This is a genomic window from Kineococcus sp. R86509 (assembly GCF_042466365.1).
In the GTDB taxonomy this organism is placed as follows: Bacteria; Actinomycetota; Actinomycetes; order Actinomycetales; family Kineococcaceae; genus Kineococcus.
This window is the reverse complement of record NZ_JAXHCE010000001.1, coordinates 3,142,574-3,167,346: the sequence shown is the minus strand read 5'-3', so window position 1 is coordinate 3,167,346 and position 24,773 is coordinate 3,142,574. Positions and strand designations below refer to the sequence as shown.

General features: G+C 73.2%; 24 protein-coding genes. 11 read left to right on the top strand and 13 right to left on the bottom strand.

Translation table 11 applies throughout. The features are described 5' to 3' along the window. Positions 1-65 precede the first annotated feature (65 nt). Positions 66-1,421 (top strand): 8-oxoguanine deaminase, encoded by a 1,356-nt coding sequence (locus SJY07_RS15430; protein ID WP_380160303.1) that lies wholly within the window; start codon positions 66-68, stop codon positions 1,419-1,421. Here SJY07_RS15430 and SJY07_RS15425 read toward each other — a convergent pair. Then, positions 1,408-2,703 carry an MFS transporter gene (locus SJY07_RS15425; protein WP_328293356.1) on the bottom strand — a complete coding sequence of 432 codons (1,296 nt, stop codon included), beginning with the start codon at positions 2,701-2,703 and terminating at the stop codon, positions 1,408-1,410. The genes SJY07_RS15430 and SJY07_RS15425 overlap by 14 nt on opposite strands. An 84-nt stretch (positions 2,704-2,787) precedes the next feature. On the opposite strand from SJY07_RS15425, the gene SJY07_RS15420 reads away from it, so the two are divergent. The 4 genes from SJY07_RS15420 to SJY07_RS15405 all read left to right on the top strand — a co-directional run bounded on the left by SJY07_RS15420 (position 2,788) and on the right by SJY07_RS15405 (position 6,507). After that, positions 2,788-3,348 (top strand): TetR/AcrR family transcriptional regulator, encoded by a 561-nt coding sequence (locus tag SJY07_RS15420; protein ID WP_380160301.1) that lies wholly within the window; start codon positions 2,788-2,790, stop codon positions 3,346-3,348. Between the two features lie 64 nt (positions 3,349-3,412). Next, positions 3,413-4,255, top strand: a complete 843-nt coding sequence (locus tag SJY07_RS15415) for a CoA ester lyase (protein WP_328293358.1) — start codon at positions 3,413-3,415, stop codon at positions 4,253-4,255. Positions 4,256-4,372: 117 nt separating this feature from the next. Next, on the top strand, positions 4,373-5,446 hold the full coding sequence (locus SJY07_RS15410; protein WP_380160298.1) for a hypothetical protein: 1,074 nt from the start codon (positions 4,373-4,375) through the stop codon (positions 5,444-5,446). A 122-nt stretch (positions 5,447-5,568) separates the two neighbouring features. Continuing rightward, complete coding sequence (locus SJY07_RS15405; protein ID WP_380160296.1) at positions 5,569-6,507, top strand: hypothetical protein; 939 nt, start codon at positions 5,569-5,571, stop codon at positions 6,505-6,507. 10 nt (positions 6,508-6,517) lie between these two features. Here SJY07_RS15405 and SJY07_RS15400 read toward each other — a convergent pair whose 3' ends face one another. The 10 genes from SJY07_RS15400 to SJY07_RS15355 form a co-directional block, all read right to left on the bottom strand. Continuing rightward, positions 6,518-7,591, bottom strand: a complete 1,074-nt coding sequence (locus SJY07_RS15400; protein ID WP_380160294.1) for a ScyD/ScyE family protein — start codon at positions 7,589-7,591, stop codon at positions 6,518-6,520. 113 nt (positions 7,592-7,704) lie between these two features. Continuing rightward, positions 7,705-9,006 carry a dihydrolipoamide acetyltransferase family protein gene (locus SJY07_RS15395; RefSeq protein ID WP_328293362.1) on the bottom strand — a complete coding sequence of 434 codons (1,302 nt, stop codon included), beginning with the start codon at positions 9,004-9,006 and terminating at the stop codon, positions 7,705-7,707. A 52-nt stretch (positions 9,007-9,058) separates the two neighbouring features. Then, complete coding sequence (locus SJY07_RS15390) at positions 9,059-10,042, bottom strand: alpha-ketoacid dehydrogenase subunit beta (protein WP_380160291.1); 984 nt, start codon at positions 10,040-10,042, stop codon at positions 9,059-9,061. After that, positions 10,042-11,211 (bottom strand): pyruvate dehydrogenase (acetyl-transferring) E1 component subunit alpha, encoded by a 1,170-nt coding sequence (gene pdhA, locus SJY07_RS15385; protein ID WP_328293364.1) that lies wholly within the window; start codon positions 11,209-11,211, stop codon positions 10,042-10,044. Before pdhA ends, SJY07_RS15390 begins: the two co-directional genes overlap by 1 nt. A gap of 174 nt (positions 11,212-11,385) precedes the next feature. After that, positions 11,386-12,483 carry a histidinol-phosphate transaminase gene (gene hisC, locus SJY07_RS15380; RefSeq protein WP_380160290.1) on the bottom strand — a complete coding sequence of 366 codons (1,098 nt, stop codon included), beginning with the start codon at positions 12,481-12,483 and terminating at the stop codon, positions 11,386-11,388. A gap of 5 nt (positions 12,484-12,488) precedes the next feature. After that, the gene (locus tag SJY07_RS15375) at positions 12,489-13,133 is read right to left on the bottom strand and encodes an isochorismatase family protein (RefSeq protein ID WP_380160289.1); all 645 of its coding nucleotides are present in this window, start codon (positions 13,131-13,133) and stop codon (positions 12,489-12,491) included. 3 nt (positions 13,134-13,136) lie between these two features. Continuing rightward, on the bottom strand, positions 13,137-14,597 hold the full coding sequence (locus SJY07_RS15370; protein ID WP_380160287.1) for an MFS transporter: 1,461 nt from the start codon (positions 14,595-14,597) through the stop codon (positions 13,137-13,139). Continuing rightward, positions 14,594-16,198 (bottom strand): amidase, encoded by a 1,605-nt coding sequence (locus SJY07_RS15365; RefSeq protein WP_380160285.1) that lies wholly within the window; start codon positions 16,196-16,198, stop codon positions 14,594-14,596. The genes SJY07_RS15370 and SJY07_RS15365 overlap by 4 nt, the downstream gene beginning before the upstream one ends. An 81-nt stretch (positions 16,199-16,279) precedes the next feature. Then, positions 16,280-17,368 carry a pyrimidine utilization protein A gene (rutA, locus tag SJY07_RS15360; protein WP_380160284.1) on the bottom strand — a complete coding sequence of 363 codons (1,089 nt, stop codon included), beginning with the start codon at positions 17,366-17,368 and terminating at the stop codon, positions 16,280-16,282. Positions 17,369-17,488: 120 nt separating this feature from the next. Then, positions 17,489-18,547, bottom strand: coding sequence for a LacI family DNA-binding transcriptional regulator (locus tag SJY07_RS15355; protein WP_328293370.1), 1,059 nt, complete (start codon positions 18,545-18,547; stop codon positions 17,489-17,491). 220 nt (positions 18,548-18,767) lie between these two features. Between SJY07_RS15355 and SJY07_RS15350 the strand changes: the two genes are divergently transcribed. Further along, complete coding sequence (locus SJY07_RS15350; protein WP_380162349.1) at positions 18,768-19,268, top strand: flavin reductase family protein; 501 nt, start codon at positions 18,768-18,770, stop codon at positions 19,266-19,268. Next, positions 19,268-19,807 carry an NAD(P)H-dependent oxidoreductase gene (locus tag SJY07_RS15345; protein ID WP_328293372.1) on the top strand — a complete coding sequence of 180 codons (540 nt, stop codon included), beginning with the start codon at positions 19,268-19,270 and terminating at the stop codon, positions 19,805-19,807. The genes SJY07_RS15350 and SJY07_RS15345 overlap by 1 nt, the downstream gene beginning before the upstream one ends. Here SJY07_RS15345 and SJY07_RS15340 read toward each other — a convergent pair. Together SJY07_RS15340 and SJY07_RS15335 are read right to left on the bottom strand one after the other, a co-directional pair. Continuing rightward, positions 19,741-21,333, bottom strand: a complete 1,593-nt coding sequence (locus SJY07_RS15340) for a hypothetical protein (RefSeq protein ID WP_380160281.1) — start codon at positions 21,331-21,333, stop codon at positions 19,741-19,743. The genes SJY07_RS15345 and SJY07_RS15340 overlap by 67 nt on opposite strands. Next, positions 21,330-21,569, bottom strand: coding sequence for a hypothetical protein (locus tag SJY07_RS15335; protein WP_328293374.1), 240 nt, complete (start codon positions 21,567-21,569; stop codon positions 21,330-21,332). The genes SJY07_RS15340 and SJY07_RS15335 overlap by 4 nt, the downstream gene beginning before the upstream one ends. Positions 21,570-21,704: 135 nt before the next feature. Between SJY07_RS15335 and SJY07_RS15330 the strand changes: the two genes are divergently transcribed. The 4 genes from SJY07_RS15330 to purB are packed head-to-tail and all read left to right on the top strand — an operon-like array spanning position 21,705 to position 24,772. After that, positions 21,705-22,517, top strand: a complete 813-nt coding sequence (locus tag SJY07_RS15330; RefSeq protein ID WP_380160279.1) for a fructosamine kinase family protein — start codon at positions 21,705-21,707, stop codon at positions 22,515-22,517. Next, a complete protein-coding gene (locus SJY07_RS15325) occupies positions 22,514-23,080 on the top strand; it encodes a molybdenum cofactor biosysynthesis protein (protein ID WP_380160277.1) in 567 nt (188 codons plus the stop codon). The genes SJY07_RS15330 and SJY07_RS15325 overlap by 4 nt, the downstream gene beginning before the upstream one ends. A gap of 36 nt (positions 23,081-23,116) precedes the next feature. Beyond that, a complete protein-coding gene (locus SJY07_RS15320) occupies positions 23,117-23,317 on the top strand; it encodes a DUF2945 domain-containing protein (RefSeq protein ID WP_380160275.1) in 201 nt (66 codons plus the stop codon). Positions 23,318-23,338: 21 nt separating this feature from the next. Then, positions 23,339-24,772, top strand: coding sequence for an adenylosuccinate lyase (purB, locus tag SJY07_RS15315; RefSeq protein ID WP_380160273.1), 1,434 nt, complete (start codon positions 23,339-23,341; stop codon positions 24,770-24,772). The last annotated feature ends 1 nt before the right edge of the window (position 24,773 follow it).

Sequence of the window (24,773 nt, the reverse complement as noted above, 5' to 3'; positions counted from 1 at the left end):
GGCTGAGACGACACGGCCCCGGTGGGGCTGAGACGACACGGCCCCGGTGGGGCAGGATCGCCACCATGCCGAGCCTGCTCATCACCGGGGCCGCCGTCGTGACGGTGGACGCCGCCGGGACCGAACACCCCCAGGGGTACGTCCTCGTCCGCGACGGGGTGATCGCCGAGATCGGCGCGGGTGAGCCGCCGGCCGGGACGACCGCCGACCGCGTCGTGGACGCCCGGGGCCACCTCGTGACCCCGGGCCTCGTCAACACCCACCACCACCTCTACCAGTGGGCGACGCGGGGTTTCGCCGTCGACAGCGGACTCTTCGACTGGCTCACGACGCTCTACCCGATCTGGGCGCGCCTGGACGCGACCGACGTCGAGGCCGCGGCGCGCGCCGGCCTCGCACGGTTGGCCCTCACCGGCTGCACCACGTCGATGGACCACCACTACCTGCACCCCCACGACGGCGGCGACCAGCTCGCCGCGAGCATCGAGGCCGCCCGCACGGTGGGGCTGCGCTTCTCCCCCACCCGCGGGTCGATGGACCTGGGGAACTCCGCCGGCGGTCTGCCACCCGACTCCGTCGTCGAGACGATCGACACCGTGCTGACCGCGACGGCCGACGCGGTGGCGCGCCACCACGACACCTCGGCGGGATCGATGGTCCGCATCGGGGCGGCTCCGTGCTCGCCGTTCTCGGTCACCCCGGACCTGTTGCGGCAGACGGCCGCGCAGGCGGCGGAACTCGGCATCCGCCGGCACACGCACCTCGCCGAGACCGACGACGAGGAGGAGTTCTGCGCCCGCACCTTCGGCGCCCGCCCGGTCGAGGTCCTCGAGGACCTCGGGTGGCTCGGGCCGGACGTCTGGCTCGCGCACTGCGTCCACCTCTCCGACTCCGACATCGCGACGCTGGCCCGGACGGGGAGTTCGGTGGCGCACTGCCCGAGTTCCAACGCCCGCCTCGGCGCGGGGACGGCCCGCATCCGCGACCTCCTCGCCGCCGGGGTGACCGTCGGCCTGGGCGTCGACGGCGCCGCGTCCAGCGAGCAGGGCAGCCTCGCCGACGAGTTGCGCCAGATGGTCTACACCGCCCGCCTGCGCGGCGGTCCCGACACCATGAGCGCCCGGGACGCGTTGCGCGCCGCCACGATCGGGGGTGCCACCTGCCTCGGACGGCAGGAGGAGATCGGTTCCCTCGAGGTCGGCAAGCGCGCCGACCTCGCTCTCTGGGACCTGCGCGGCCTCGGTCACGCCGACCTCGACGACCCCGTCGTCGCGCTGGTCATCGGCCCGACCCCGCCGTTGGCGTTGTCGACCGTGGAGGGTCGGATCGTCGTCGAGGACGGCGAACTGCGCACCACCTCGCAGGAGCAGGCCGTCACCGACCTCGTCGCCGCCCGCCGCCGCGTCCTCAGCCGGCGTTGACCACCGGCCGCCGGCTCCGCGCCACCAGGAGACCGGCGGCCACCGCCCCGAGGGCGAGCGCCGCCCCGCCGGCGAACACCGAGGTGTGCACGCCGACGACCGCGCCGAGCAGTCCGACGGTGAAACCGCCCCCGACCCGCAACCCACCCGACGCCATCGAGTAGACGCCGATGGTCCGGCCCCGCACCGCCGGATCGGCCTTGAGCTGGACGATCGTCTGCGTCACCGAGACCGACACGATGTTGGCCAGGCCGCCGACGACCAGGACCCCCACGGCGAGCGGGAGGCTCCCGCTGACCGCGAACGCCGCGACGGCGGCACCGAACAGGAACGTCGAGACGACGGCCGCCGCGAGGTTCGGGCGGACCCAGCCGGTGGCCTCCAGGACGATCCCGCCCACGACCCCACCGAGGCCGTTGGCGAACAGCAGCACCCCGTAGGCGGTGTCGGCGGTTCCCGTCCCGAACTGCTCGGCGAACTCGGGCATGACCGTCTGCAGCGCGGAGCCGATGAACAGCGAGGTGAGACCGGCGACGGCGATCGCGCCGGCGATCTCCGGGTCGCGCACCACCTGCCGGGCCGAGCGCAGGGCACCGAGCGCGCCGATGCGTTCGCGGGCGACGATCCCCGAACGGGTGTGACCGGTGAACCTCGTGCGCAGCAGGAAGACCGTGAGCGGCAGGTAGATCAGGGCGTTGACGAAGATCCCCGTCTCGGGTCCGAACCCGACGAGCAGCGCCGACCCGGCGACCGGGCCCAGCAGCACGCCGAGCCCCTGGAACGTCGAGTTCATCCGCACGGCGCTGGGGAGTTCGTCACGCCCGACGAAGTCCTGCAGCATCATCTGCTCCGCCGGTCGCCAGAGCGAGCCCGCCGTTCCGTGCAGCACCAGCAGGACGCAGGCGGCGGGGATGCTGAGGTGGTCGGTCACGAACAGGACGCCCCAGGAGATCGAGACGGCCATGAACAGCAGCTGGGCCACCTGGATCACCCGCCGGCAGTCGTAGCGGTCGGCCAGTCCACCGAACCACACCGAGAGCAGCAGGAACGGCGTCCAGTGGCTGATGACCTGGAAACCCGTCAGCGCCGGGGAGTGGAACTGCTGCCAGAGCACCCAGTAGGTGATGACGTGCTCGACGTTGTCGGCCATCATCGACAGCATCCCGCCGACGAGGTAGGGGCCGCAGTCGCGGTGGCGCAGGGCGGCGAACCGCCGGACGGGCGCGGGCCCGGCGGCGACGGGTTCCGGGACGTGGGTGGGGGTTCCGCAGCCGGCGCACACGGGCGGGCCCTCCTCTCGACGGCGGGTCAGTGCCTCGGCAAACTACCACCGTTCCGAGACACGGTGTACCGGTATGGTCGGGGGATGACCACCGGACCCGTCGGCCGCCCCCGCAGCGAGTCCGCCCGCCACGCCGTCCTGCGCGCCGTCGACGACCTCCTCGTCGAGGTCGGCTACGCCGGGGTGACGATGAAGGGGATCGCGCAACGGGCGGGGGTCGGACGCCAGACGGTGTACCGGTGGTGGTCGACGACGGCCGAGATCCTCCTCGAGGCCTGCGTGGACGACGCCCGCGAGGAACTGGCGACGGCCCCGCAACCCGACGCCCACCGCGAGGTGCACGGGTACCTGCGCCTGCTGGAGGCGTTCCTGCTGCACTCCCACGCCGGCACCTGCTACCGCGTCCTGCTCGGGGAGACGCAGCACGACACGAGGGTCCGCGACCTCGTCGCTCGCGCCGACATCCTGTCCCCGAGCGCCCGGGCCTGCCTGGAGCGGGTCGGCACGCACCTGGGACGGGACCGCCTCACCGACGACCTCCACGTCGCCGAACTGGTCGGTCCGCTCGTCTACTCCGTCCTCACCACCGGCCGCGGCCCCGACCTCGACACCCTCACGAGCCACCTCCTCGCCGCCTGGGCGTGAGACTGGCCACTCGAACGGGCATGGGGACGGACCCGGCGGCGCGTCGGCGCTACCGTCGGTGCCCATGACCGCTGAACGCAAGGTGCACATCGTCGAGCCCCGCTACGCGCGCACGTGGTTGCTCGTCAACGCCACCCGGACCGAGCTGTTCGACGTGGCCGCCGCCTCCCGGGCCGACCAGGTCGTGCTCGACCTCGAGGACGCCGTCGACCCGAGCCACAAGGACTCCGCCCGGGACGACGCCGTCCGCTGGCTGACCGACGGCGGAGAGGCCTTCGTCCGGATCAACGACGTGACGACGCCGCACTGGCGCGACGACGTCGACGCCCTCAAGGGTGTCCCCAACCTGCTGGGCGTGATGCTGGCCAAGACCGAGGCCGGTGAGCAGGTCGAGGCGACCTACCACGCCCTCGGCGGTCAGACCCCCGTCGTCGCGCTGTGCGAGTCCGCCCTCGGCATCGAGGAGGCCCGCGAGATCGCCTGCGCCCGGGGCACCTTCCGCCTCGCCTTCGGCTCCGGGGACTACCGCCGCGACACCGGCGCCAGCGCCGAGGACCTCGCGATGGCCTACCCCCGCAGCCGCCTCGTCATCGCCAGCGCGATCGGCAAGCTCCCCGGGCCGATCGACGGCCCGACCACGGGCGGCGGCCACCCCGAGCTGCGCGAGGCCTCCTCGGTCGGGGTCGCGATGGGGATGATGGGCAAGCTCTGCCTCGACGCCGAGCAGTCCAACGTCATCAACGAGGTCATGAGCCCCAACGTCTCCGACGCCACCTGGGCCCGCGACTTCATCGAGAACTTCGAGAAGAGCGGCGGGGTGGTCCGCGACGGGTCCGACCTCCCGCGCCTCGGCCGCGCCCGGCGCATCCAGGAACTGGCCGACGCCTTCGGGATCCAGCCGCTCTGACTCCGTCGGCAGGTGCACCGGAAATCTGAACGAACCAGCGCGAGCTTCACCCGATCAGCGTAGTTTCTACCCTGGATACTACTGAGCGTCGTCCAGGGAGAACAGATGGTCACAACGATGACGCACGGACAGAAGCGGCGCTCCGGGCGGGCGGTGCTCGCGGGGACGGTACGGACGCTCGGACGCGCGGGCGCCGCCCGAGGACGGGCCACCGCCACCGCCGCCGTGCTACGACGCACGGCCTACGGCCTCGCCACCCTCGCGCTCGTCGCGGGCTCGACGACCGCGCTCGCCGGCTCCGCGAACGCCCTGGACGCCGGCGCCCGGCCCACCCTGAAGACGGTGCGGTCCCTGCCCTTCACCGGTCACGGCGACGAGTACGGCAACGGGGACGGCGGTCGGGGGACGGTCCGGGGGAACGCCGCCGTGAGCGCGGCCTGCAACGGCGGGAACCCGATCTCCGCGCCGCAGTGGTACACCCTCGGCAAGCAGCCGACCGGTTCGCTGCGGGTCGTCGTCGACGGGGTCTGGTACCCGCGCGGGATCGACCAGTTCCCCACCGGTTCGGCCGTCGTCGACCACTGGAGCGGTGAGGTGCTGGCCTGCACGGGACAGACGCTGCCCCGGGCCAGCCGCCCCGTGGACGTGGTGGGCTTCACCACCGTGCCCTACGGCTACTCGCCCTACAGCCCGTTCGACCTCGTCACGACCATCGTCCCGGCGGCCTCCGCGCCACCGGCCAACGACGAGGTGATCGACGCCCAGCCCGTCCCGGCCCTGCCGTTCACGTCCCGCGTGGACACCTCCCTGGCCGACGCGGACGGTCCCGACCTCATCGACTACGAGCACTGCCTGCTCTCGGCGATCAACCCCGTCAAGGCCGGCACGGTCTGGTACCGGTACCGCCCGGCGAAGACCGGTCCGGCGCCCGTCGTCTCCGTGTCCCCGTCGACGAACTGGACCGCGGGCAACACCGACGCCGGGGTGGGTCTGCGCGCGGGGATCCTCGAACTGCGCCCCGACGGCAGCACCCGGCTCGTCACGAACGGCGATCCCTGGGACTGCGACACCCCCGTGCGGCTCACCAAGGGCAAGACCTACCTGATCGGCGTCGCCTACACCTGGGACGAGTACAGCGACTCGGTCCCCCTCACGGGCGGACCGATCGACGTCTCGGTGACCGCCCGCTGAGGTGCGGCCCGGTCACCTCGTCACGATCTTCGGCAGCAATGTGACGGAAAGTGCCCGGGCGATCACCCTAACGCCGTAACTTCCTCCTGGGGAGTGACAGAGAGTCAAATCAGGGGGATCTCATGAACGCACGTCCGTCCGCCGCCGCCCGCCGCCTGCGGTGGTCGGGAATCGTCGTCGGGGCCGCCCTCGCCGGGGCCGTCGTGGCCGCGGCGCCGGCGCAGGCCGCCACCTCGAGCTCGACGGCGGCGACCGTGCGCACGCTCCCGTTCAGCGGGAGCGGCAGCGCGGACGGCGCCGGCACCGGCGGACACGGCACGGTCCGGGCGAACCGGGCGGTGGCCGCGGCCTGCAACGACGGCCGGGCCCTCAGCGCCCCGCAGTGGTTCGCCGTCGGCAAGAAGGCCACCGGGTCCCTCGTCGCCACGGTCACCGGTAGCGGCACGGGCACCGCGGTCCTCGACCACTGGAGCGGTGCGGTCCTCGCCTGCACCGGCGGGACGGTGGCGCGCGCCAGCCGCCCCGTCGACATCGTCGCCTACTTCAGCGCCCCGACCGGTGGCGCCCGCTTCGACGTCACGATCGCCGGACCGTCCGCGACCGCGCCGTCGAACGACCGGCTGGAGAACGCGCACCCCATCTCCGCACTGCCGTTCACGACCACCGCCGACACCTCCGCGGCCGACGCCGACGGCCCGGCGCTGAAGGACTACGAGCACTGCGAACTCTCGAACTGGTCCCCGACCCAGGGGAACACCGTCTGGTACAGCTACCGCGCGACCGCCACGGGCCCGGCTCCGGCGATCTCCGTCTCCCCCGCCACCGGCTGGGCCGACGCGGACACCCACGGGAGCTGGGCGCAGCAGGCCGGGATCCTCGAGGTGCTGGCCGACGGTGGGACCCGGCTCGTCACCAACGACGACCCGTGGGACTGCGACACCCCGGTCACCCTGCAGCAGGGCACGACCTACCTCATCGGCCTCTACTACGGCTGGGACGCCGACCAGGACAGCGTCCCGGTCAGCGGCGGCCCGGTGAAGCTCTCCGTCACCGCACGCTGACCGGGAACCCTCAACTCCGGACGAACGCCGAGCCGTCCACCCGGACGACCTGGCCGAGGTGCGCGCCGAACCCGAAGATCCCGGCCGTGCTCCACGCCGTGGAGTACAGCTGACCGTCCACGACCTTCAGCGACAGCGGCATCGTCACCTGCGCCGCGGTGCGCACCCCCGCCCGGTCGACGCGGACGATCCGGCCGACGGTGCTCGGGTCGAAACCGGCCGGCGGCGGCCCGTCGCCCGCAGGCAGTCCCTCCAGGAGTTCGGAGACGTAGACCGCCCCGGAGTCCCCGACCGCCACCCCCGTCGGGGAGCTGAACCCGGAGATGGTCCCGAGGACCTTCCCGCCGAAGGGGTCGAGCACGTAGACCCGGCCCTGTCCGGGTGCCTCCCCCGAGAGGGTCGAGACGTAGAGGTTCCCGTCCGGGCCCCACGCCAGACCGGTGGGGACCGGGTCGCAGCCCGTGTGCTGCGGGTCGTTGTTGGGGCGTCCCTTGCAGGAACCCGTCGTGACGACCGGCGGCACGAAGAACGTGCTCACCTTCCCGTCCGGGGCGGCCACGAGCACCGCGTTCGCCCCGGCGTCGGCGACGAAGACGCGGTTGTCGAAACCGCGGCCGACGAGGACGGCGAACGGGTTGCTCAGCGCGTCCAGCGGAGCCCCGTCGGGTCCGAACTGCTGTTGCCCGTCGGGGTTGTTGGCGAGTTCGTAGGCCGCGAGGTCGGCGATCCTGTGCCGGGGTTTCCCGGTGACCGTCGAGTACAGCGTCGACGCGCCGGGGGTGCCCGCCTCGCCGGTGACGAAGTAGAACGTGTCGAACTTCCGGTCGACCCCCGACGGTCCGGGGATCTTGTTCAGCCGGGTGTAGGGACGTGTCCCGGGAGCGAACCCGCTGATCTCACCGGTCGAGCTCTCGGAGACGTAGAACTTCCCCGCCCAGTTCGACAGGCCCGTCGGGTCGTCGAAACCGGTCGCGACGACCGTCACCGGCGCGGGGGCCGGCGCGGCGTGGACGGGGGCGGCCAGGACCACCGAGGCGGTGGCGGCCACGAGGAACACTGCTGCAGAACGGAGGCGTTGCACCATTGCACTTCTCCTCGGTCACGGGAACCTCACAGGCTCCCTGACCGAAGAAGGTAGACCTCCGAACACCCCGGTGAGAAGACCTCACTCGGAGTGATCACCGAGGCGGTGCCGGATCAACTCCAGGTGAGCGCCCGCGCCGGGTCCTCGAGGATGGCGGCGATGTCCGCGAGCGCCCGCGAACCGCTCTCGCCGTCGAGCATCCGGTGGTCGATGGAAAGGCTGAGCGTCGCGAGGTAACGGGGTTTGATCTTCCCCTTGTGCACCCACGGCCGCTGCTGGATCTTGCCGACCGCGAGGATCGCGGCCTCGCCCGGGTTGAGGATCGGCGTTCCGGTGTCGATGCCGAACGTCCCGACGTTGGTGATCGTGATGGTCCCCTCGGCGAGGTCCTTCGGCGAGGCCTTGCCCTCCCGCGCCGTCCCCGCGAGGCCGTTGAGACGCACGGCGAGGTCCTTGAGCGACAGCTCGTCCGCGTCCTTGATGTTCGGGACGAGCAGCCCCCGCGGCGTCGCGACGGCGATCCCGAGGTTGACGTAGTTCTTCACCACGATGACCTGGTTCTTCTCGTCCCAGGTCGAGTTGATGTCGGGGTTGCGCTGCACGGCGACGATCAGGGCCTTCGCGACGAGCAGCAACGGCGAGACCTTGATCCCGGCGTACTCGGGGTCGAGCTTTAACCGCTGGACGAGCTTCATCGTCCGGGTCGCGTCGACGGTCGTGAACACCGTGACGTGCGGGGCGGAGAACGCGCTCTCCACCATGGCGGCCGCGGTCGCCTTGCGCACGCCGCGGATCGGGACGTGCCGTTCCCGGGCGTGCTGCTCGACGCGGCGCTCGGGTTCGGGGGGTGCGGTGGGGACGAGCGCCAGGACGTCGGCCCGGGTCACCGTGCCGCCGGGGCCCGTCGGGGTCGCGTCGGCCAGCACCACGCCGAGGTCGCGGGCCAGCTTGCGGACCGGGGGTTTCGCGAGGACGTGCGGGACGACGTCGCGGGCCACCGGGGCCGCGGGGACCGCGGGGACCGCCTGCGGGGCAGGCGCTTCCACGCTCGGTACGGCGCCGCGGCGGCGCCGGCCCACGGTCTCCCGGGTGCCGTAGCCGACGAGGGTCGCCCCCGACCCGCTGTCCTGCGCGGGAGCGGCTGCGGCGGGTGCGGCGGGAGCCGGTGCGGTCTTCGTCCCGTCGTCGACCACGACGATGTCCCGGCCCACCTCGACGGTGTCGCCCTCGGCGACCAGCAGTTCCGCCACCACCCCGGCGTAGGGGCTCGGCAGTTCGACGAGGGACTTCGCGGTCTCGATCTCGAGGAGGACGTCGTTCACGGCGACGGTGTCACCGGGTTTGACCTTCCACGTCACGATCTCGGCCTCGGTGAGTCCTTCACCGACGTCGGGCAGGGCGAACCGCTGGTTCAACGGAGTCCTTCGGGGGTCTCGAAGTTCTGGGGGTGCAGGAGGTTCAGGAGGTTCAGGCGGCGAGGGACTGCTCGACGGCGTCGAGGACGCGGTCGACGCTCGGCAGGTAGTGCTCCTCGATCCGGGCCGCGGGGTAGGGCAGGTGGTACCCGCCGACCCGCTTGACCGGCGCCTCGAGGGAGTAGAAGCACGCCTCCTGGATCCGGGCCGCGACCTCGGCACCCGGGCCGTGGAACACCGGCGCCTCGGTGACGACGACGAGCCGCCCGGTGCGACGCACCGATTCCGCCACCGTGTCGACGTCGAGCGGGGAGATCGAGCGCAGGTCCACGACCTCAAGGCTGGTGCCGTCCTCGGCCGCGGCGGTGGCCGCGTCGAGGGCGAGCTTCACCGTGGGGCCGTAGCAGACGAGCGTCGCGTCGGTCCCGGAGCGCAGGACCCGCGCCCTGTGCAGCGGGGTGACCTCACCCGGGCCGAGGTCGACGTCCACGTCGCCCTTCTCCCAGTACCGGCGTTCGGGTTCGAGGAAGACGACCGGGTCGGCCGAGGCGATGGACTGCTGGATCATCCAGTACGCGTCGTGCGCGGAACTCGGCATCACGACCCGCAGACCCGCGGTGTGGGCGAACAGCACCTCGGGGCTCTCGGAGTGGTGCTCCACGGAACCGATGCCGCCGCCGCTGGGGATGCGCAGGACGACGGGCACCGACAGCTTGCCGTGGGACCGGGCCCGGAGCTTCGCCAGCTGGGTGGTGATCTGGTTGAACGCGGGGAAGACGAAACCGTTGAACTGGATCTCGCAGACGGGGCGGTAGCCGCGCAGCGCCATCCCGATCGCGCTGCCGACGATGCCGGCCTCGGCGAGCGGGGTGTCGATGACGCGGTGCTCGCCGAAGTCCTTCTGCAGACCGTCGGTCACGCGGAAGACGCCGCCGAGGGGGCCGATGTCCTCCCCCATGAGCAGCACGCGCGGGTCGCGGTCCATCGCGGCCCGCAGGCCGGCGTTGATCGCCTTGCCGATCGGCATGGTCTCCATCAGGACGCCCCTCCGACGAGTTCTCCGTGAGCTTCGCGGTCGTGCTGTTCCCAGGCCGCGAGGAACTCGTCGCGTTCGGCGAGGACCTGCGGGTGCGGTTCGGCGTAGGCGTGGTCGAACATCGACACCGGTTCGGGGTCGACGAGGGCGATGACCCCCGCGCGCAGTCGGGCCGCGAACTCGTCGGCCTCGGCGTCCAGGGCCGCCTCGTAGTCGTCGTCGAGGATGCCCTCGGAGCGCAGGTACGTCCGGAACCGGTCGATCGGGTCCTTCTCGCGCCAGGCCTCGGTCTCGGCGGAGAGGCGGTAGCGGGTCGGGTCGTCGGCGGTGGTGTGCGCGCCCATGCGGTAGGTGTAGGCCTCGATGAAGGTGGGGCCACCGCCGCTGCGGGCGCGCTCGAGCGCGGCCCGGGTCACGGCGAGCACGGCGAGGACGTCGTTGCCGTCGACGAGGACCCCGGGCATGCCGGCCCCTTCGGCGCGGCGGTGCAGCGGGACGGTCGACTGGCGGGCGACGGGTTCGGAGATCGCCCACTGGTTGTTCTGGCAGAAGAAGACGACGGGGGCCTGGAAGACCGCGGCCCAGTTGAGCGCCTCGGACGCCTCGCCCTGCGAGGTGGCGCCGTCACCGAGGTAGGCGACGACGGCGGTGTCGCGCGCGGGGTCGCCGGTGCCGACGGCCCCGTCGCGCTGGACGCCCATGCCGTAGCCGACGGCCGGCAGCAGCTGCGCGGCGATCACGAGGGTGTAGGGGTGGACGCCGTGCTCGACCGGGTCCCAGCCGCCGTGGTCGACACCGCGGAAGAGGCTGAGGACGTGCACCGGGTCGATGCCCCGGGCCAGCGCGGCACCGTGGTCGCGGTAGGTGGGGAAGACGTGGTCCTGGCGGCGGGTGGCCTGCGCGGAACCGACCTGCGCGCCTTCCTGGCCGCGGGTCCCGACCCACAGACCCAGCTGGCCCTGGCGCTGGAGCGCCTCGCCCTCGGTGTCGAGGCGGCGCAGCACGACCATGTCGCGCAGCAGCCCCAGGAGCTCCTCCGGTTCGAGGTCGACCTCGTGCTCGGGGTGCTCACGGCGGACGCCGTGCTGGTCCAGCAGCTGGACCATGTCGTCGTGCCGTCCGGGTACCTCGTGCTCGGCCCGGTCCGGGCCTTCCGCTGCGTCGCTCACGTGCGTCCTCCGCGTGTCGGGGGGTCGTTCGGTGCTGCCTGTGGTGCACGTCCCCGCGGCGAACCTACGGTTCCGTACGTTACGGGAGCGTACGTTACGGGTCCGTAGCTTGGGAACCGCCACACGGGGCCGAACCCGAACCCTCCCGCCACCGACCGGGCACCCCCCGGGGAGTCAGGACACGAGCGTGGCGGCCACCTCGAGGAAGCGGTCGTTGGCGGCGGTCTCGGCCACCGTCACCCGCACACCGGCACCCGCGAAGGCCCGCACGACGAGCCCCTCGGCGGCGAAGGCGTCCGCGAGCTCGAGCGCCCGCTCGCCCACCGGCAGCCAGAAGAAGTTGCCCTGCGCCGCGGGGACGTCCCAGCCCTGCTCCCGCAGCCCGGCCACGACGCGGTTCCGCTCCGCGACCAGAGCCCCCACCCGCTCCATCAGCTCCGCCTCGGCCGCGGTCTGCAAGGAGGCGACGACCGCGGCCTGCGCGATCGCGGACACCCCGAACGGCGTGGAGGACCGGCGCAACGTCGACGCGACGTCCGGGTGCGCGAGCGCGACCCCGATGCGCAGGCCCGCAAGCCCGTAGGCCTTGGAGAAGGTCCGCAGCACGACGACGTTCGGGTGCTCGCGGAACACCTCGACACCGTCCGGCACGTCCGGGTCGTCGACGAACTCGCGGTAGGCCTCGTCCAGGACGACCAGCACGTCGGCCGGCACCCGGTCCAGGAACCCGCTCAGCTCACCGCGGCGCAACGCCGGCCCCGTCGGGTTGTTCGGCGAGCACAGGATCACCAACCGGGTCCGCCCGGTGATCGCCGCGAGCATCGCGGGCAGGTCGTGCCGGGCGTCCGCGGTCAGCGGCACCTCGACCGTCGTGGCGTCGGAGATGGCCGCGACGATCGGGTACGACTCGAACGCCCGCCACGCGTAGACGATCTCGTCGCCCGGGGCGCACGTGATCTCGGCCAGCTGGGCCAGCAGCCGCACGCTGCCGGTCGCCGCCGCGAGGTTCTCCACCGCGACGCCCCAGCGCGTCGCGACGGCCGCGAGCATCGCCGTGGCGCCCGGGTCGGGGTAGCGGTTCACGTCGGTGGCGGCCCGCGAGATCGCCGTCAGCACGCTCGGCAGCGGCGGGTAGGGGTTCTCGTTGGAGGAGAGCTTGAAGACCTCCAGCCCCTCACGGGCCACGGCCGGCTTCCCGGCGACGTAGGCCGGGACTCCCGCCATGTTCGCCCGCAACCGCGGAGCCGCAGAGGTGCCGGGGATCGTCGTCATGGGCGTCAGGGTACGGAGACCCCGCCCCCCACCCGCTCCAGGTAGGCCTGCGCCGTGCCCAGGTCCCACAGCTCGGCCATCTTCTGGCCCATGTCGAAGAGGTTCGCCGCCTGCACCGAGGCGTCCCGGTCCCCGCAGGCGTCGGTGACGACGAAGGGCGTGAACCCGTGCTGCAGGGTGTCGAGCGTGCTCGCCCGCACGCAGCCCGACGTGCTGAACCCCCCGATCAGGACGGTGTCCACCCCGAGGGCGTGCAGCCGCGCGGCCAGGTCGGTCCCGAAGTAGGCGCTGGGGTACTGCTTGACGATCTCCACCTCCCCCGCCTCCGGGGCCAGTCCGTCGACGTAGGCGGCGAAGGGACTGCCCGGCCCGAACGCGCGCAACCCCGGCACCTTGCGGAAGAAGACCCCCGCGTCGCTGCCGTCGGCCGCGATCGCGACCCGGGTGATCACGACGGGGACGCCGGCCGCCCGGGCGCTCGCCAGCAGGGTCCGCATGGCCTCGGCCGCCGCGAGCGCCGGCGGACCGGCGTAGACGTGGCAGCCGGGGTCGGTGTAGGCGCAGGCGGGATCCACCAGCAGCAGGGCGGGGCGCGCTCCCGGGGTGAGCCCGGCACCGAACCCGGCCCCGGCGTAGTCGTCGACGCTCATGTCTCAGGTCTCCTCGGGGGTGGTGGACGCGACGCGGGTGCTGCGCCGGACGGGGAGGGCCACGCAGGCGGCCAGGGCCAGGAAGGCGAGGACGGACAGCACGACGAGGGCCGCCCGCACCCCGTCACCGAAGCTGCCCAGCGCCGAGGGCGCCGCCGACAGCGCACCGGAGTAGGCGTCGGCGCGGTCGGCGCCGGACAGCCCTCCGGTGGCGATGCCGAGCGCCACCGCCGTGCTCAGCAGGAACCCGACGTTCTGCAGGGCCGAGCGGACACCGTTCGCGATGCCGCGCTGGGCGGCGGGGACGGTGAGCATCAGCAGGCTCGTCCCGGGGGTCATGAACAGCCCGGTGCCGGCCCCGACGGCGAACAGCCCGACGAAGACGCCGGCGTAGGCCCCGTCCGGGGTCAGCACGAGGGCGAGCAGCAACGTCCCGACCAGGACGACCGCACTGCCGGCGGTGACCATCGTCCGGGCCGCCACCCGCCCGACGAGGTTCCCCGCCACGACCGCCGCGACGGTCGTCCCGAGGGCCAGGGGGCTCACGAGCAGGCCCGCGGCGAGGGCGTCGTGGCGGCCGGTGGACTGCAGGACGAGGGAGGCCAGGACGACGACGGCGTACTGCGCCGCCGCGTTCAGCAGGACCGCCGCGTAGAGCGGGCCCCGCATGCGGTGCACCAGGACGCCCAGGTCCACCAGGGGCGAGGGGCGCCGCCGTTGCCGCGCCACGAAGAGCACCCACAGCAGGGCCGCCACGACGCCGCAGACCACCGCCGGGCCGACCCCGGCGAAACCCGTCGCCGCGAGGACGTCGGGCGAGAGCGTCAGCAACGTCGCGGCCAGGGCGAGCGCGGACAGCACCGCCCCGACGCCGTCGAAGCGTTCCCGCGGGGCGGTGCTGCGGACGGTCCGCGGAAGGACCGCGGCGGACCAGACGAGGCCCACCAGGCAGATCGGCAACGTCACCAGGAACGTGCCGCGCCAGCCGAGCAGGGTCGTCGCGGCCCCCCCGGCCAGCGGGCCGATCGCCTGCGTCACCGCCGCGACGGTCGCGTTCAGCCCCAGCCCCTTCCCCAGCGACGCGGCGGGGAAGGTGTCGGTCAGCAGCGCCGTCGTGTTCGTGACCAGCGCGGCCGCCCCCACGGCCTGGACCGTCCGTGCGGTGATGAGGAGTTCCGGACCGGACGCCAGCGCGCAGGCCGCGGTGGCGAGGGTGAACACCACGTAGCCCGCGAGGTAGAGCGGGCGGCGCCCGACGATGTCCGCGAGCCGGCCGATGGCGAGGATCAGGGCCGTGGTGACGAGCATGTAGGACAGCAGGACCCAGCTCGACTGCGCCGCGCTCGCCCCGAGTTCCCGGGCGATCGTCGGCAGCGCGACGTTCACCCCGGAGATGTTCAGGAACACGGCGACGACACCGGTGCTGGTGGCCGAGAAGACCGTCCAGGGGTTGCGCGGGCTCACGCCGGCACGACCGCCACGAGGCCGGGCGGGGCGGCGAGGTGGTGTTCGGTGACCGACTGGAAACCCACCCCCACCCCGAGCAGCACCGCCTCCGCGAAGGGGCGCGCGACGAACTGCACGGCCACGGGCAGGTCGTCGCGGCCGCGACCGGCGGGGACCACGAGAGCGGGGAAACCCGTGAGGTTGAACGGTGAGGTGTTGCGGGGGACGATCTCCTGCAGCGGGACGCGCTCGCCGTCGACGTCGGTGCTGAGGTCGTCGAGGTGCGGCGCGGTCGTCCCGACGCCGGGGGTGAGCAGGACGTCCACCCCCGCGGCGTCCATGACCGCGAGCTGCTCGCGCTGGGCCACGGCCCGTCCGCGCAGCGCCCGCAGGTAGTCCGCCGCGCTGGCGGCCGCACCGCGTCCGAGGCGTTTCCGGGTTCCCGCGTCGAAGAGTTCCAGGCGCTCGACGTTCTCCTCCTGGGTGGCCGTGAGCTCCCCCGAGAGGACGACCAGCGCGTCGGCGTACGCGTCAGCGGCGGTGGGGAGGTCGACGTCCACGACGAGTGCCCCGTGCGCGCGCAGGACCTCGACGGCGGCGTCCACCGCGGCGACGACGGCCGCGTCGCAGCGTTCCTCGAACCAGCCGCGGACCCGGCCGATCCGCCGGCCCACCAGGCCGCTCTGCGCCCAGACCTGGGCCGGGCCGACGCGGGGCACGTCGTGGGCGGCGGTCGGGTCCGACCCGTCCGGGCCGGTCACGACGGACAGCACCAGGGCGGCGTCGGCCGCGCTGCGGGTCATCGGACCCACGTGGTCGAGCGTCCACGACAACGCCGCCACCCCGGTGCGGGGGACCAGACCGTGGGTGGGTTTCAGGCCGGTGATCCCGCACAGCGCGCTGGGGACGCGCACGGAACCCCCGGTGTCGGTGCCGAGGGCGAAGGGCAGGACGCGAGCGGCGACGGCCGCGGCGGAACCCGTCGAGGAACCCCCGGTCCAGCGGCCCGGCCGCCACGGGTTCTCGACCGCACCGTAGCGCGCGTTGACCGCGAGCCCGCACGCGAACTCGGTGGTCGCCGTCATGACGACGGGGATCGCCCCTGCGGCCCGCAACCGGGCCACGACGGTCGCGTCGCTCGTGGCGACGCGGTCACCGGTCTGGTGCGAGCCGCAGGTCACGACCGTTCCGGCGACGTCCACGATGTCCTTGACCCCGAAGGGGATCCCCTCCAGCGGGCGGGCCTGTCCGCTCGTCCAGCGCCGGGAACTCTCCCGCGCCGCCTCGCGGGCCCCGGCGCAGACGGCGAGGAACGCCGTGGGGGCGGGACCGTCCGGACCGGTCGCGGCCAGGACGTCCTCGACCACGACGACCGGATCGGCACCGCCGGCGGCGTAGGCGCGCAGCAACCCGGCGACGCCCAGCGTCCCCTCGGGGGGCTCCGGCACCGGACCGGTGGCGGGTTCGGGACGGGGAGCCGTGCGCAGGAACTCCTGTGCTGCAGCCGGTTCGGGGACCTCCGCCGAGGGTGACGCGGGGTGCGGGCGGGCCCGGCGACCGGCCAGCAACCCCTGGAACTCGACGTCGGACGCCGCCTCGGTCCTCAACTGCTCGAGCAACGCCCTACCCCGTTCGATCGATCGGACGTGCTGGTTCCTGGTGCCGGTTCTCGTGCCGGTTCCTCGGGCCGGTGTTCCGGGTCAGGCCGTGGCCGGTGAGGGGGAGGGGATCTGCGCCCGGCTCCGCATGAGGGGCTGGATGCGTTCGCCGAAGGCGTCCATGCCCCCGAGGAAGTCGTCGAAGGTGAGCATGATGCCCTTGACCCCCGGGACCTGCGCGACCTCGTCCAGCATGCGCGCGACGGATGCGTAGGAACCCACGAGGGTCCCCATGTTGAAGTTCACGGCCCCCTCGGGCAGGGCGATGGTCTTCGCGGTGGAACCCTCACCGGCGGTGGCGTCGGCACCGGCCTCGTCGGCCTGGTAGTTCAGCGCCGCCAGGTCGGCGTTGTCGTGGTAGTCGTACCACTTCGCCATCGCGAGTTCGTCGGTCTCGTCGGCGATGACCATGAACAGGGCCAGCGCACCGGAGTCACGACCCGAGGCCGCGACGGCCTTGACGTAGCGTTCGGCGGTGTCGCGCATGGCCTGCGGCGTGTTCACACCGGTTCCGAGCAGGAAGTCGTAGTCGGCGTGCTCGGCGGAGAACTGCATGCCGGTGTCGGACTGCCCGGCCGCGACGATGTCGATGTGTCCGGGCTTCGGCGACAGGACGCAGTCGTCCATCCGGTAGAACTCGCCCTCGAGGTCGCTGCGACCCGTCTCGGTGAGTTCCCGCAGGACCTGGACGTACTCCCGGGCGCGCGCGTAGCGGTTCTGGAAGTGCTCGTCTCCGGGCCAGACGCCCATCTGCGTGTACTCACCCGGAGCCCACCCCGTCACGATGTTCACCCCGATGCGGCCGGGGGCGATCGAGTCGATCGTGGACACCATGCGGGCGACCAGCGCCGGCGGCAGGGTGAGGATCGCGGTCGAGGCGTAGAGCTTGATCTTCTCGGTGACGGCGGCCAGACCGGCCATCAACGTGAACGACTCCAGCGCGTGGTCCCAGTACTCCGTCTCGCCGCCGAACCCGCGCAGTTTGATCATCGACAGCGCGAAGTCGAAACCGTACGCCTCGGCCTTCTGCACCACCTGCTTGTTCAGGTCGAACGTGGGCATGTACTGCGGGGAGGACTTGGAGATCAGCCACCCGTTGTTGGCGATGGGGATGAACACGCCGATGTCCACGAGGAACCTCCTGGGTCGTCTGCTGCAGCCGTGACTGCGAATGTACGAGGACGGTGTTGCTCGTTCGTCTCGCTCAGGTGAACGCTGTGTTTCGCCGTCGTCCCCGTCCCACCGGGCGCGTCAGCGGCGCGTGGAACCGCGCTCGACGAGCTCGACGCCGAACTCGCGGACGAGGTGCGGGGCGTCCGGGTCGGCCATCCGGGCGAACAGCGCGTCGGCCGCGACCCGGGCCATCTCGACCAGGGGCTGGCGCACCGTGGTGAGGTCGATCATCGACCAGCCGGCCCAGTCGAGGTCGTTGTAGCCCACGACCAGGAGGTCCTGCGGAACCCGCAGCCCCAGACGCCCCGCGGCGTCGAGGACCCCGAGGGCGATGTAGTCGGTGTGGCCGAACACCGCGTCCGGGCGCACGTCGGCGGGCACGTCGAGCAGCTCGAGGGCGGCGGTGAGCCCGGAGGCGGGACTGACGGGCCCGCGCCGGACGTGCGCCGGGTCCACGGACACCCCGTGCCGGCCCAGTTCCTCGGCGAACCCGGCGGCCCGCCGGGTCAGGCTGGGGTTGTCCTGCGGACCGGCCACGACCGCGATCCGGCGCGCTCCCCGCTCCCACAGGTGCCGCGCGACGAGTCGCCCACCCCCGACGTTGTCGGAGGTGATGCGGTCCACCCGTTCGCCGAGCTCGCCGTCGACGTCGCGGTTCAGCACGACGAGCGGCAACCCCACGTCGACGAGCTCGGCGACCGCCGCGGAGTCCGTGCGCGCCGACAGGTAGACGATGCCGTCGACCAGTCCACCCCGCAGGGAGTGGAGGTCCTCCTCGAAGCGTCCGGACTCCTCGTCGTGGTCGGCGAACAGCAGCACCCGGTGCGCCCGCGCGTGGAACTGCTCCTGCAACGTCTGCACGAGCAGCGGGAAGGAGGGGTTGCGCAGATCCCCGGAGACGATCGCGATCGTCGCCGTCCGGCGGGTGATCAGGCTGCGGGCCGAGAGGTTCACGACGTAGCCGAGCTCGCGGGCCACCTGCCGGACGCGCTCGCGCGTCTGCGGGACGACGCGGGTGTCCCCCCGCAGGGCGCGGGAGACCGTGGACTGGGAGACGCCCGCGGCCCGCGCGACGTCGTAGCCGGTCACGGGCCCGCTGCGGGCGGTCTCGGCCGGGGTGACTGCGGAGTCGCTCACGGTACGGATCCAACCAGCGACCTCCCCCGAACACCGCTCCAGGACCGCGACCGCGCGGCGCAATGAGTTCGATCACTTCGGCGAAACGCTCGGGAAACAATTGCGGTTGACTCTGTCAACGTCACGTCATCACCACTCGACCCACGCTGGAGAGGTACCGCCCGTGTCCGACGCCCCTGGAACGACTCCCCTCGAACTGGTCGCCTTCGAGGACGACCCGATGGCCCTGCGCACCACCTTCGCGCTCTTCCCCTCCGGCGTCGCCGCCCTCTCCGCGATCGTCGACAGCGGCGACGGACCCGAACCCGTCGTGCTGGTGGCCTCCTCCTTCCAGGTCGGCATCTCGCTCGACCCGCCGCTCGTGCTCTTCGCCGTGCAGCACACCTCCACCAGCTGGCCCAAGCTGAAGGCGGGCGCCACCGCCGGTGGCCGCATCGGCGTCTCCGTCCTCGGCGAAGCCCACGACCTCGCGGCCCGCCAGCTGGCCTCCAAGGCCGCCGACCGCTTCGCCGGCATCGACACCACCACCCTCGACTCCGGCGCCAACTTCGTCCACGGTGCTCCCGTCTGGCTCGAGTGCTCGATCTACTCCGAGGTCCCCGCCGGTGACCACGACGTGGTCCTCCTGCAGGTCCACGCCATGGGCAACGCCCCCGACACCGAACCCCTGGTGTGGCACTCCTCCGCCTTCCGCACCCTGACCCCGAAGGCCACCGCCTGATGCGGACCGTCGTCGTCTGCGGCAACCCCAAGGTCGGTTCGCGCACCCTGACCGCCGCGACCACCACCGCGCGGCTGCTCTCCGGTGGCCCCGCCGGTGTCGGACAGGTGGACCAGGTCGTCGACGTGGCCACCCTCGGCCCCGGGCTGCTCGGCTGGGGCGACCCGACGGTGGCGCAGGCCGTGACCGACGTCGCCTCCGCCGACCTGCTCGTCGTCGCCTCACCCACCTTCAAGGCGACCTACAGCGGGCTGCTGAAGCTGTTCCTCGACCAGTTCGCGGGCGGCGAAGGGTTGCGCGGGGTCACCGCGGTCCCCCTGATGCTGGGGGCCGCCCCCACGCACGCGCTGGCTCCCGAGCTCCTGCTCAAGCCGGTGCTGTCCGAGCTGGGCGCGGCGTGCCCCGCCCCCGGGCTGTACCTGATCGACCGCGAGGCGGAGGAGAAGGGCGCCGAGACCCCCGCCCTGGCCGCCTACGTCGAGCGCTGGGGTTCCACCCTGCTCGCGACCGCCGGTGCCGGCTCGACCCTCTCGGCGTAGTAGTCGAAGGTCTCCACGCGGGCTCCGGGGGCGTCGAAGAAGGCGCTCCCGGAGTCGCGAAAACCCTGCAGCGCAGGATCTCCCGATCCGTCGACGAGCTGTGCCGTCGCGATGTAGGCCGACCAGCCGTGGGCCTTCAGCGGGTCCTGCGCGATGTCGGCGGCGAAGCGGGGGTCGTCGCCGACGTCGCGGGCGACGACGGTGCGGTGCGCCGAACCCGCGGCGGTCTCGCCGTCGAGAGCCGGTACGAGGTCGCCCGTGTGCTCCAGCGAGAGCACCTCGACCGAGTCCGGGACGTCGATCCCGTCGATCGGGGAACCCGCCGTCACGACGTGGGTGACGTCGAACTCCGCCCGCACCGCGGGGTCGGCGGCCAACGCCGCCGCGGTCAACCCACCCTGGCTGTGCCCGGCGAGCATCACCGGTTGACCCGCGCCGACCCCCGCCTGCCGCATGGCCTGCACGACCGCGTCGGCCGTCGCCGTCGGTTCCCCGGCGACCGCGCGCAGGTTCGTCGTCAGGTCCATCGGGGTCCCGCCCGCCGCCGGGACCGGTGTCCAGGTCTGGGTCCCGGGGATCTCCACGACCCACGCGACGCCGCCGTCGGCCTGGGTGACCCGTTCCAGCCGGATCCCACCCGGCGCGGGTGTCCCGGCAGGAGCCAGGCGGCCGCCCACGGAGGCCTGCCCCTCGTACCCCGTCGACTGGTGCGCGACGCCGTCGAGCACCTCGGCGATCCCGCGCGGCGGCCGGCTGGGCGTCGCCCGGGCCGTGGCCGTGGGACGGACCGCGACGCCGGTCTCCCGGAACACCGGGGCGACCGCGCCCAGGGCGGTCAGCGCCCCGGCCACGCCCGCGACCCCGTCCACCCGGGGGAACCCCGCCGCCTCCAGCAGGTACGGGGTCGTGGCCACGACCTCCTGGGCGACCTCCGGGTGCGCCGCGAGGAACCGGCCGACCCCGCGGAGGTCGTCCGCCACCGCGTCGTCGACGCCGGCGAACTCCTCGCCCACGTCCGCGCCGAGCTCCGACAGGTCGACGGTCCCGGTCCGCAGGACCTGCGCCACCGCCCCGGCCAGGACCCGGTACTCCGCGATCCCCACGTGCCGCAGCACGTCCGCGCCGACGAGGACGGCCGTGGCGCCGGCGATCTCGGGAGCCCACTCCACGACGGCCTGCGCCACCGCCCGTCGGGCGACGGCGACGACCGCGTCGGCGATCTCGTCACCGACGCGGTAGCGCAGGGCCGCGGTCTCGACCTCGACCGCCAGCGCGGCCAGCGTCGCGGCCGCCGCGACGGGGGTCCGACGCCCGACCAGGAGGTCCCCGATCGCCGTGGCGACCCGCGCCGCACTGGCCGGGGCGAACGCGACGCTCGCCGCGAACGCCGGGTCGACGGCGATCGAGACGAGGTCCAGTCCCACCGCGCCGAGGTCGGCGGCGAGTGCGGCCAGGCGGGCGGCGGCCGCGTCCAGGGCGTCGGGGTCCACCGCGTACCCGGTGTCGACGGTGAGGCCCGCGCTCACGACGCCACCAGCTCGAGCGCGCGGACGTGCTCGGTCACCCTCCCCGACAACCGGTCGCACGTCTCGGCGACCCCGGCGACCTCCTGGACCGCGTCGCCCAGCCGCGCCCGGAACCGGGCCGCCGCCAGTCCCGTCCAGTCGCCCGTGCCCACCGCACCCAGCTGCCGGTGCACCGACCGCACCCGTTCGGCCACCTCCTCCACCCGGCGCGTCAACGCCACCTGCCCCAGATCCATCCGTCCTTCTCCCTCCGTGGAACCCCAGCCCGTGGACGGTAGGCAGGCGAGGGTGGCGTCGTCGGGGACCGGCGACGGTCTGTGGACGGCCCGGCCCGACGTGCCCGCTGTGGAGACCGCGGTGACCATGGACCGGTGCCGTCCACCGCCTTCGTGAAGCAGCAGACCGGGGTACCCGCCGCCGCCTTCGCCGCCGAGGCCGCGGGGCTGCGGTGGCTCGCGGACGCCGACGGGGTCGCCGTCTGCCCGGTGCTCGAGGTGCGCCCCGACGCCCTGGTCCTGGAGCGGGTCCGCGAGCAGCGTCCCGACGCACGGGCGGCCGAACGGTTCGGACGTGACCTCGCCCGCACCCACGCCGCCGGGGCGTCGCACTTCGGGGCTCCACCTCCCGGCGTGGACGGCGACGCCTGGATCGCGATCCTCCCGCTGCCGATGACCAGGCCCGTGACGGGGCCCATGACCGGGGACGTGACCGGGGACGACGCAGGCTGGGGGACGTTCTACGCCGAGCAGCGCGTGCAGCCCTACCTCCGCCTGGCGCGGGACGCCGCCACGTTCGACGCCGCCGAGGTGACTGTCGTGGAACGGGTCTGCGAGCGGCTCACGGCCGAGGACCCGGCCCTGGTCGCGGGGGCGGGCGGGCCCGCGCGCCTGCACGGCGACCTCTGGTCGGGCAACGTCCTGTGGTCCGCCGACGGGGCCGTCCTCATCGACCCCGCCGCCCACGGCGGGCACCCCGAGACCGACCTCGCGATGCTGGAGCTGTTCGGGCTGCCGCACCTGGCGCGCGTCCTGGACGCCTACGGGGAGGCGGCCGGCACCCCGGACGGCCGGCGGGAGCGCGTCCCCCTGCACCAGCTGCACCCGTTGCTGGTGCACACCGTTCTCTTCGGTGGCGCGTACGCCGCGCAGGCGCTCGAGGCCGCGCAGAGGGCGTCGGCGCTGTGACGCACAGCTACCCCGTCGAGGTCCTGCACCTGCTCGTCTCCCCCGAGCACGCCTACTTCGGCCGTCCCCGCGAGGGCGCCGCCGACGTCGAGACCCACGACCTCGACGCGGTGGAGGTCGTGGCGGGCAAGGGGATCCGCGGCGACCGGTTCTTCGGCAAGGCCGTGCACATGGACGCCGCGATCACGTTCCTGGCGATCGAGGCGTGGGAGGCGGTCGCCCACGACCTCGGACTGGCCGCGGTCCCGGACCCGCTGCTGGCCCGGCGCAACGTCGTGGTCCGCGGCGTCGAGCTGGACCCGCTGCGGGGGCACGACTTCGACCTGGTGACGGCCGCGGGGTCGGTGACCGTCCACGGCGGACGTCCGGCCGCCCCGTGCGCGTGGATGGACCGGATGGTCGCCGACGGCGCCCACGCCGCGTTGCGCGGGCGCGGCGGGTTGCGCTGCACCCCGCTGACCGACGGCAGGATCGCCCGCGGGCCGGGGGTGCTGCACTCCCCCGTCGAGCTCGACCCGGGTCGGGCCGGGGAGGCCGTGCTGCGGCGTACCCCGCTGCCCTGAGGTGCGCGCGGACCGGGTCGACCCCACGGTGGAACCATGGTGAAGAAGGGCGACGAGGTCAGCTGGAACACCCCGCAGGGCAAGACCGAAGGGGAGGTCGTCGAGGAGAAGACCGACGACTTCGAGCTCTACGGCAAGCACCGCAAGGCCTCCGAGGAGGACCCGCAGGTGATCGTCAAGAGCGAGAAGTCCGGCAAGGAGGCCGCCCACAAGGAGTCCTCCGTCGACGAGACCTGACTCCCGCGGGGGCGTGGGACCATGAGGCACGTGACCGACTCGGCCGTTGCCGCCTCCCCGTCCAACGCCCCCGCCAGCCTGGGCGAGCCCGCGCTCGGCCCGCTCGACGGCCGCTACCGCCGATCCGTCGCGCCGCTCGCGGAACACCTCTCCGAAGCCGCGCTGAACCGTCGTCGCATCCACGTCGAGGTCGAGTGGCTGGTCTTCCTCGGCACCCACGACGTGGTCCCGGGCGTGCGCCGGCTCACCGCCGACGAGATCGCCTTCCTGCGCGAACTGCCGCTTCACTTCGACGCCGCGGCCGTCACCGAGCTCGGCGAGATCGAGCGGGTCACCGTGCACGACGTCAAGGCCGTGGAGTACTGGATCAAGCGTCGCCTCGAAGGCACCTCGCTGGTCGACATCGCCGAGCTGACCCACCTCTTCGCGACGAGCGAGGACATCAACAACCTCTCCTACGCGCTGATGGTCCGTGACGCCGTCGCCCAGGTCTGGTTGCCGGCCGCGACGAGCCTCGTGGACGACGTCGTCACGATGGCCCACGACCTGCGCGACCTGCCGATGCTCTCGCGCACCCACGGCCAGCCCGCGACGCCGACGACGCTGGGCAAGGAACTCGCCGTCCTCGCCCACCGCCTGCGCCGCCAGCTCACGCGCATCGCCGGTGCGGAGTACCTCGGCAAGTTCAACGGCGCGACGGGGACCTACGCCGCGCACAAGGCCGCCGTCCCCACGACGGACTGGCCGGCCGCCTCCCACGAGTTCGTCACCGGTCTCGGCCTGACCTGGAACCCGCTGACGACGCAGATCGAGTCCCACGACTGGCAGGCCGAGCTCTACGCCGACGTCTCCCGCTTCGGCCGGGTGCTGCACAACCTCTGCACCGACGTGTGGACCTACATCTCCCTCGGCTACTTCGCGCAGGTCCGCGGGCAGGGCACCGTGGGGTCCTCGACGATGCCGCACAAGGTGAACCCGATCCGCTTCGAGAACGCCGAGGCCAACCTCGAGGTGTCGGGCGGGTTGTTCCGGGTGCTGGAGGAGACCCTCACGACGTCGCGGATGCAGCGCGACCTCACCGACTCCTCGATGCAGCGCAACATCGGCGTCGCGTTCGGGCACTCGCTGCTGGCCATCGAGAACGCCCAGCGCGGCCTCGCCGGGCTCGACGCCGCCCCGGCCGCCCTGGCCGCCGACCTCGACGGGAACTGGGAGGTCCTCGGCGAGGCCGTCCAGTCCGTCATGCGCGTGCACGGGCTGCCCGAACCCTACGAGCGCCTCAAGGAACTCACCCGCGGCCGCAAGGTCGACCAGGCCAAGCTGCGGGAGTTCGTCGCGGGTCTCGGCCTGCCCGAGGGTGAAGCGGCCCGGTTGTCGCTGCTGACCCCCGGCGACTACACCGGCGACGCGTCGGCGCTCGTCAGCGTGCTCGACCACCCGCTCGACGAGGCGTGAC

Coding starts and splice junctions, on each gene's coding strand:
- SJY07_RS15375 (WP_380160289.1), bottom strand. CDS start 13,133: ATGAGCGTCGACGACTACGCCGGGGCCGGGTTCGGTGCCGGGCTCACC.
- SJY07_RS15420 (WP_380160301.1), top strand. CDS start 2,788: ATGACCACCGGACCCGTCGGCCGCCCCCGCAGCGAGTCCGCCCGCCAC.
- SJY07_RS15320 (WP_380160275.1), top strand. CDS start 23,117: ATGGTGAAGAAGGGCGACGAGGTCAGCTGGAACACCCCGCAGGGCAAG.
- hisC (WP_380160290.1), bottom strand. CDS start 12,483: ATGACGACGATCCCCGGCACCTCTGCGGCTCCGCGGTTGCGGGCGAAC.
- SJY07_RS15335 (WP_328293374.1), bottom strand. CDS start 21,569: ATGGATCTGGGGCAGGTGGCGTTGACGCGCCGGGTGGAGGAGGTGGCC.
- SJY07_RS15345 (WP_328293372.1), top strand. CDS start 19,268: ATGCGGACCGTCGTCGTCTGCGGCAACCCCAAGGTCGGTTCGCGCACC.
- purB (WP_380160273.1), top strand. CDS start 23,339: ATGAGGCACGTGACCGACTCGGCCGTTGCCGCCTCCCCGTCCAACGCC.
- SJY07_RS15350 (WP_380162349.1), top strand. CDS start 18,768: ATGGCCCTGCGCACCACCTTCGCGCTCTTCCCCTCCGGCGTCGCCGCC.
- SJY07_RS15400 (WP_380160294.1), bottom strand. CDS start 7,591: ATGGTGCAACGCCTCCGTTCTGCAGCAGTGTTCCTCGTGGCCGCCACC.
- SJY07_RS15405 (WP_380160296.1), top strand. CDS start 5,569: ATGAACGCACGTCCGTCCGCCGCCGCCCGCCGCCTGCGGTGGTCGGGA.
- SJY07_RS15390 (WP_380160291.1), bottom strand. CDS start 10,042: ATGGAGACCATGCCGATCGGCAAGGCGATCAACGCCGGCCTGCGGGCC.
- SJY07_RS15410 (WP_380160298.1), top strand. CDS start 4,373: ATGACGCACGGACAGAAGCGGCGCTCCGGGCGGGCGGTGCTCGCGGGG.
- SJY07_RS15430 (WP_380160303.1), top strand. CDS start 66: ATGCCGAGCCTGCTCATCACCGGGGCCGCCGTCGTGACGGTGGACGCC.
- SJY07_RS15415 (WP_328293358.1), top strand. CDS start 3,413: ATGACCGCTGAACGCAAGGTGCACATCGTCGAGCCCCGCTACGCGCGC.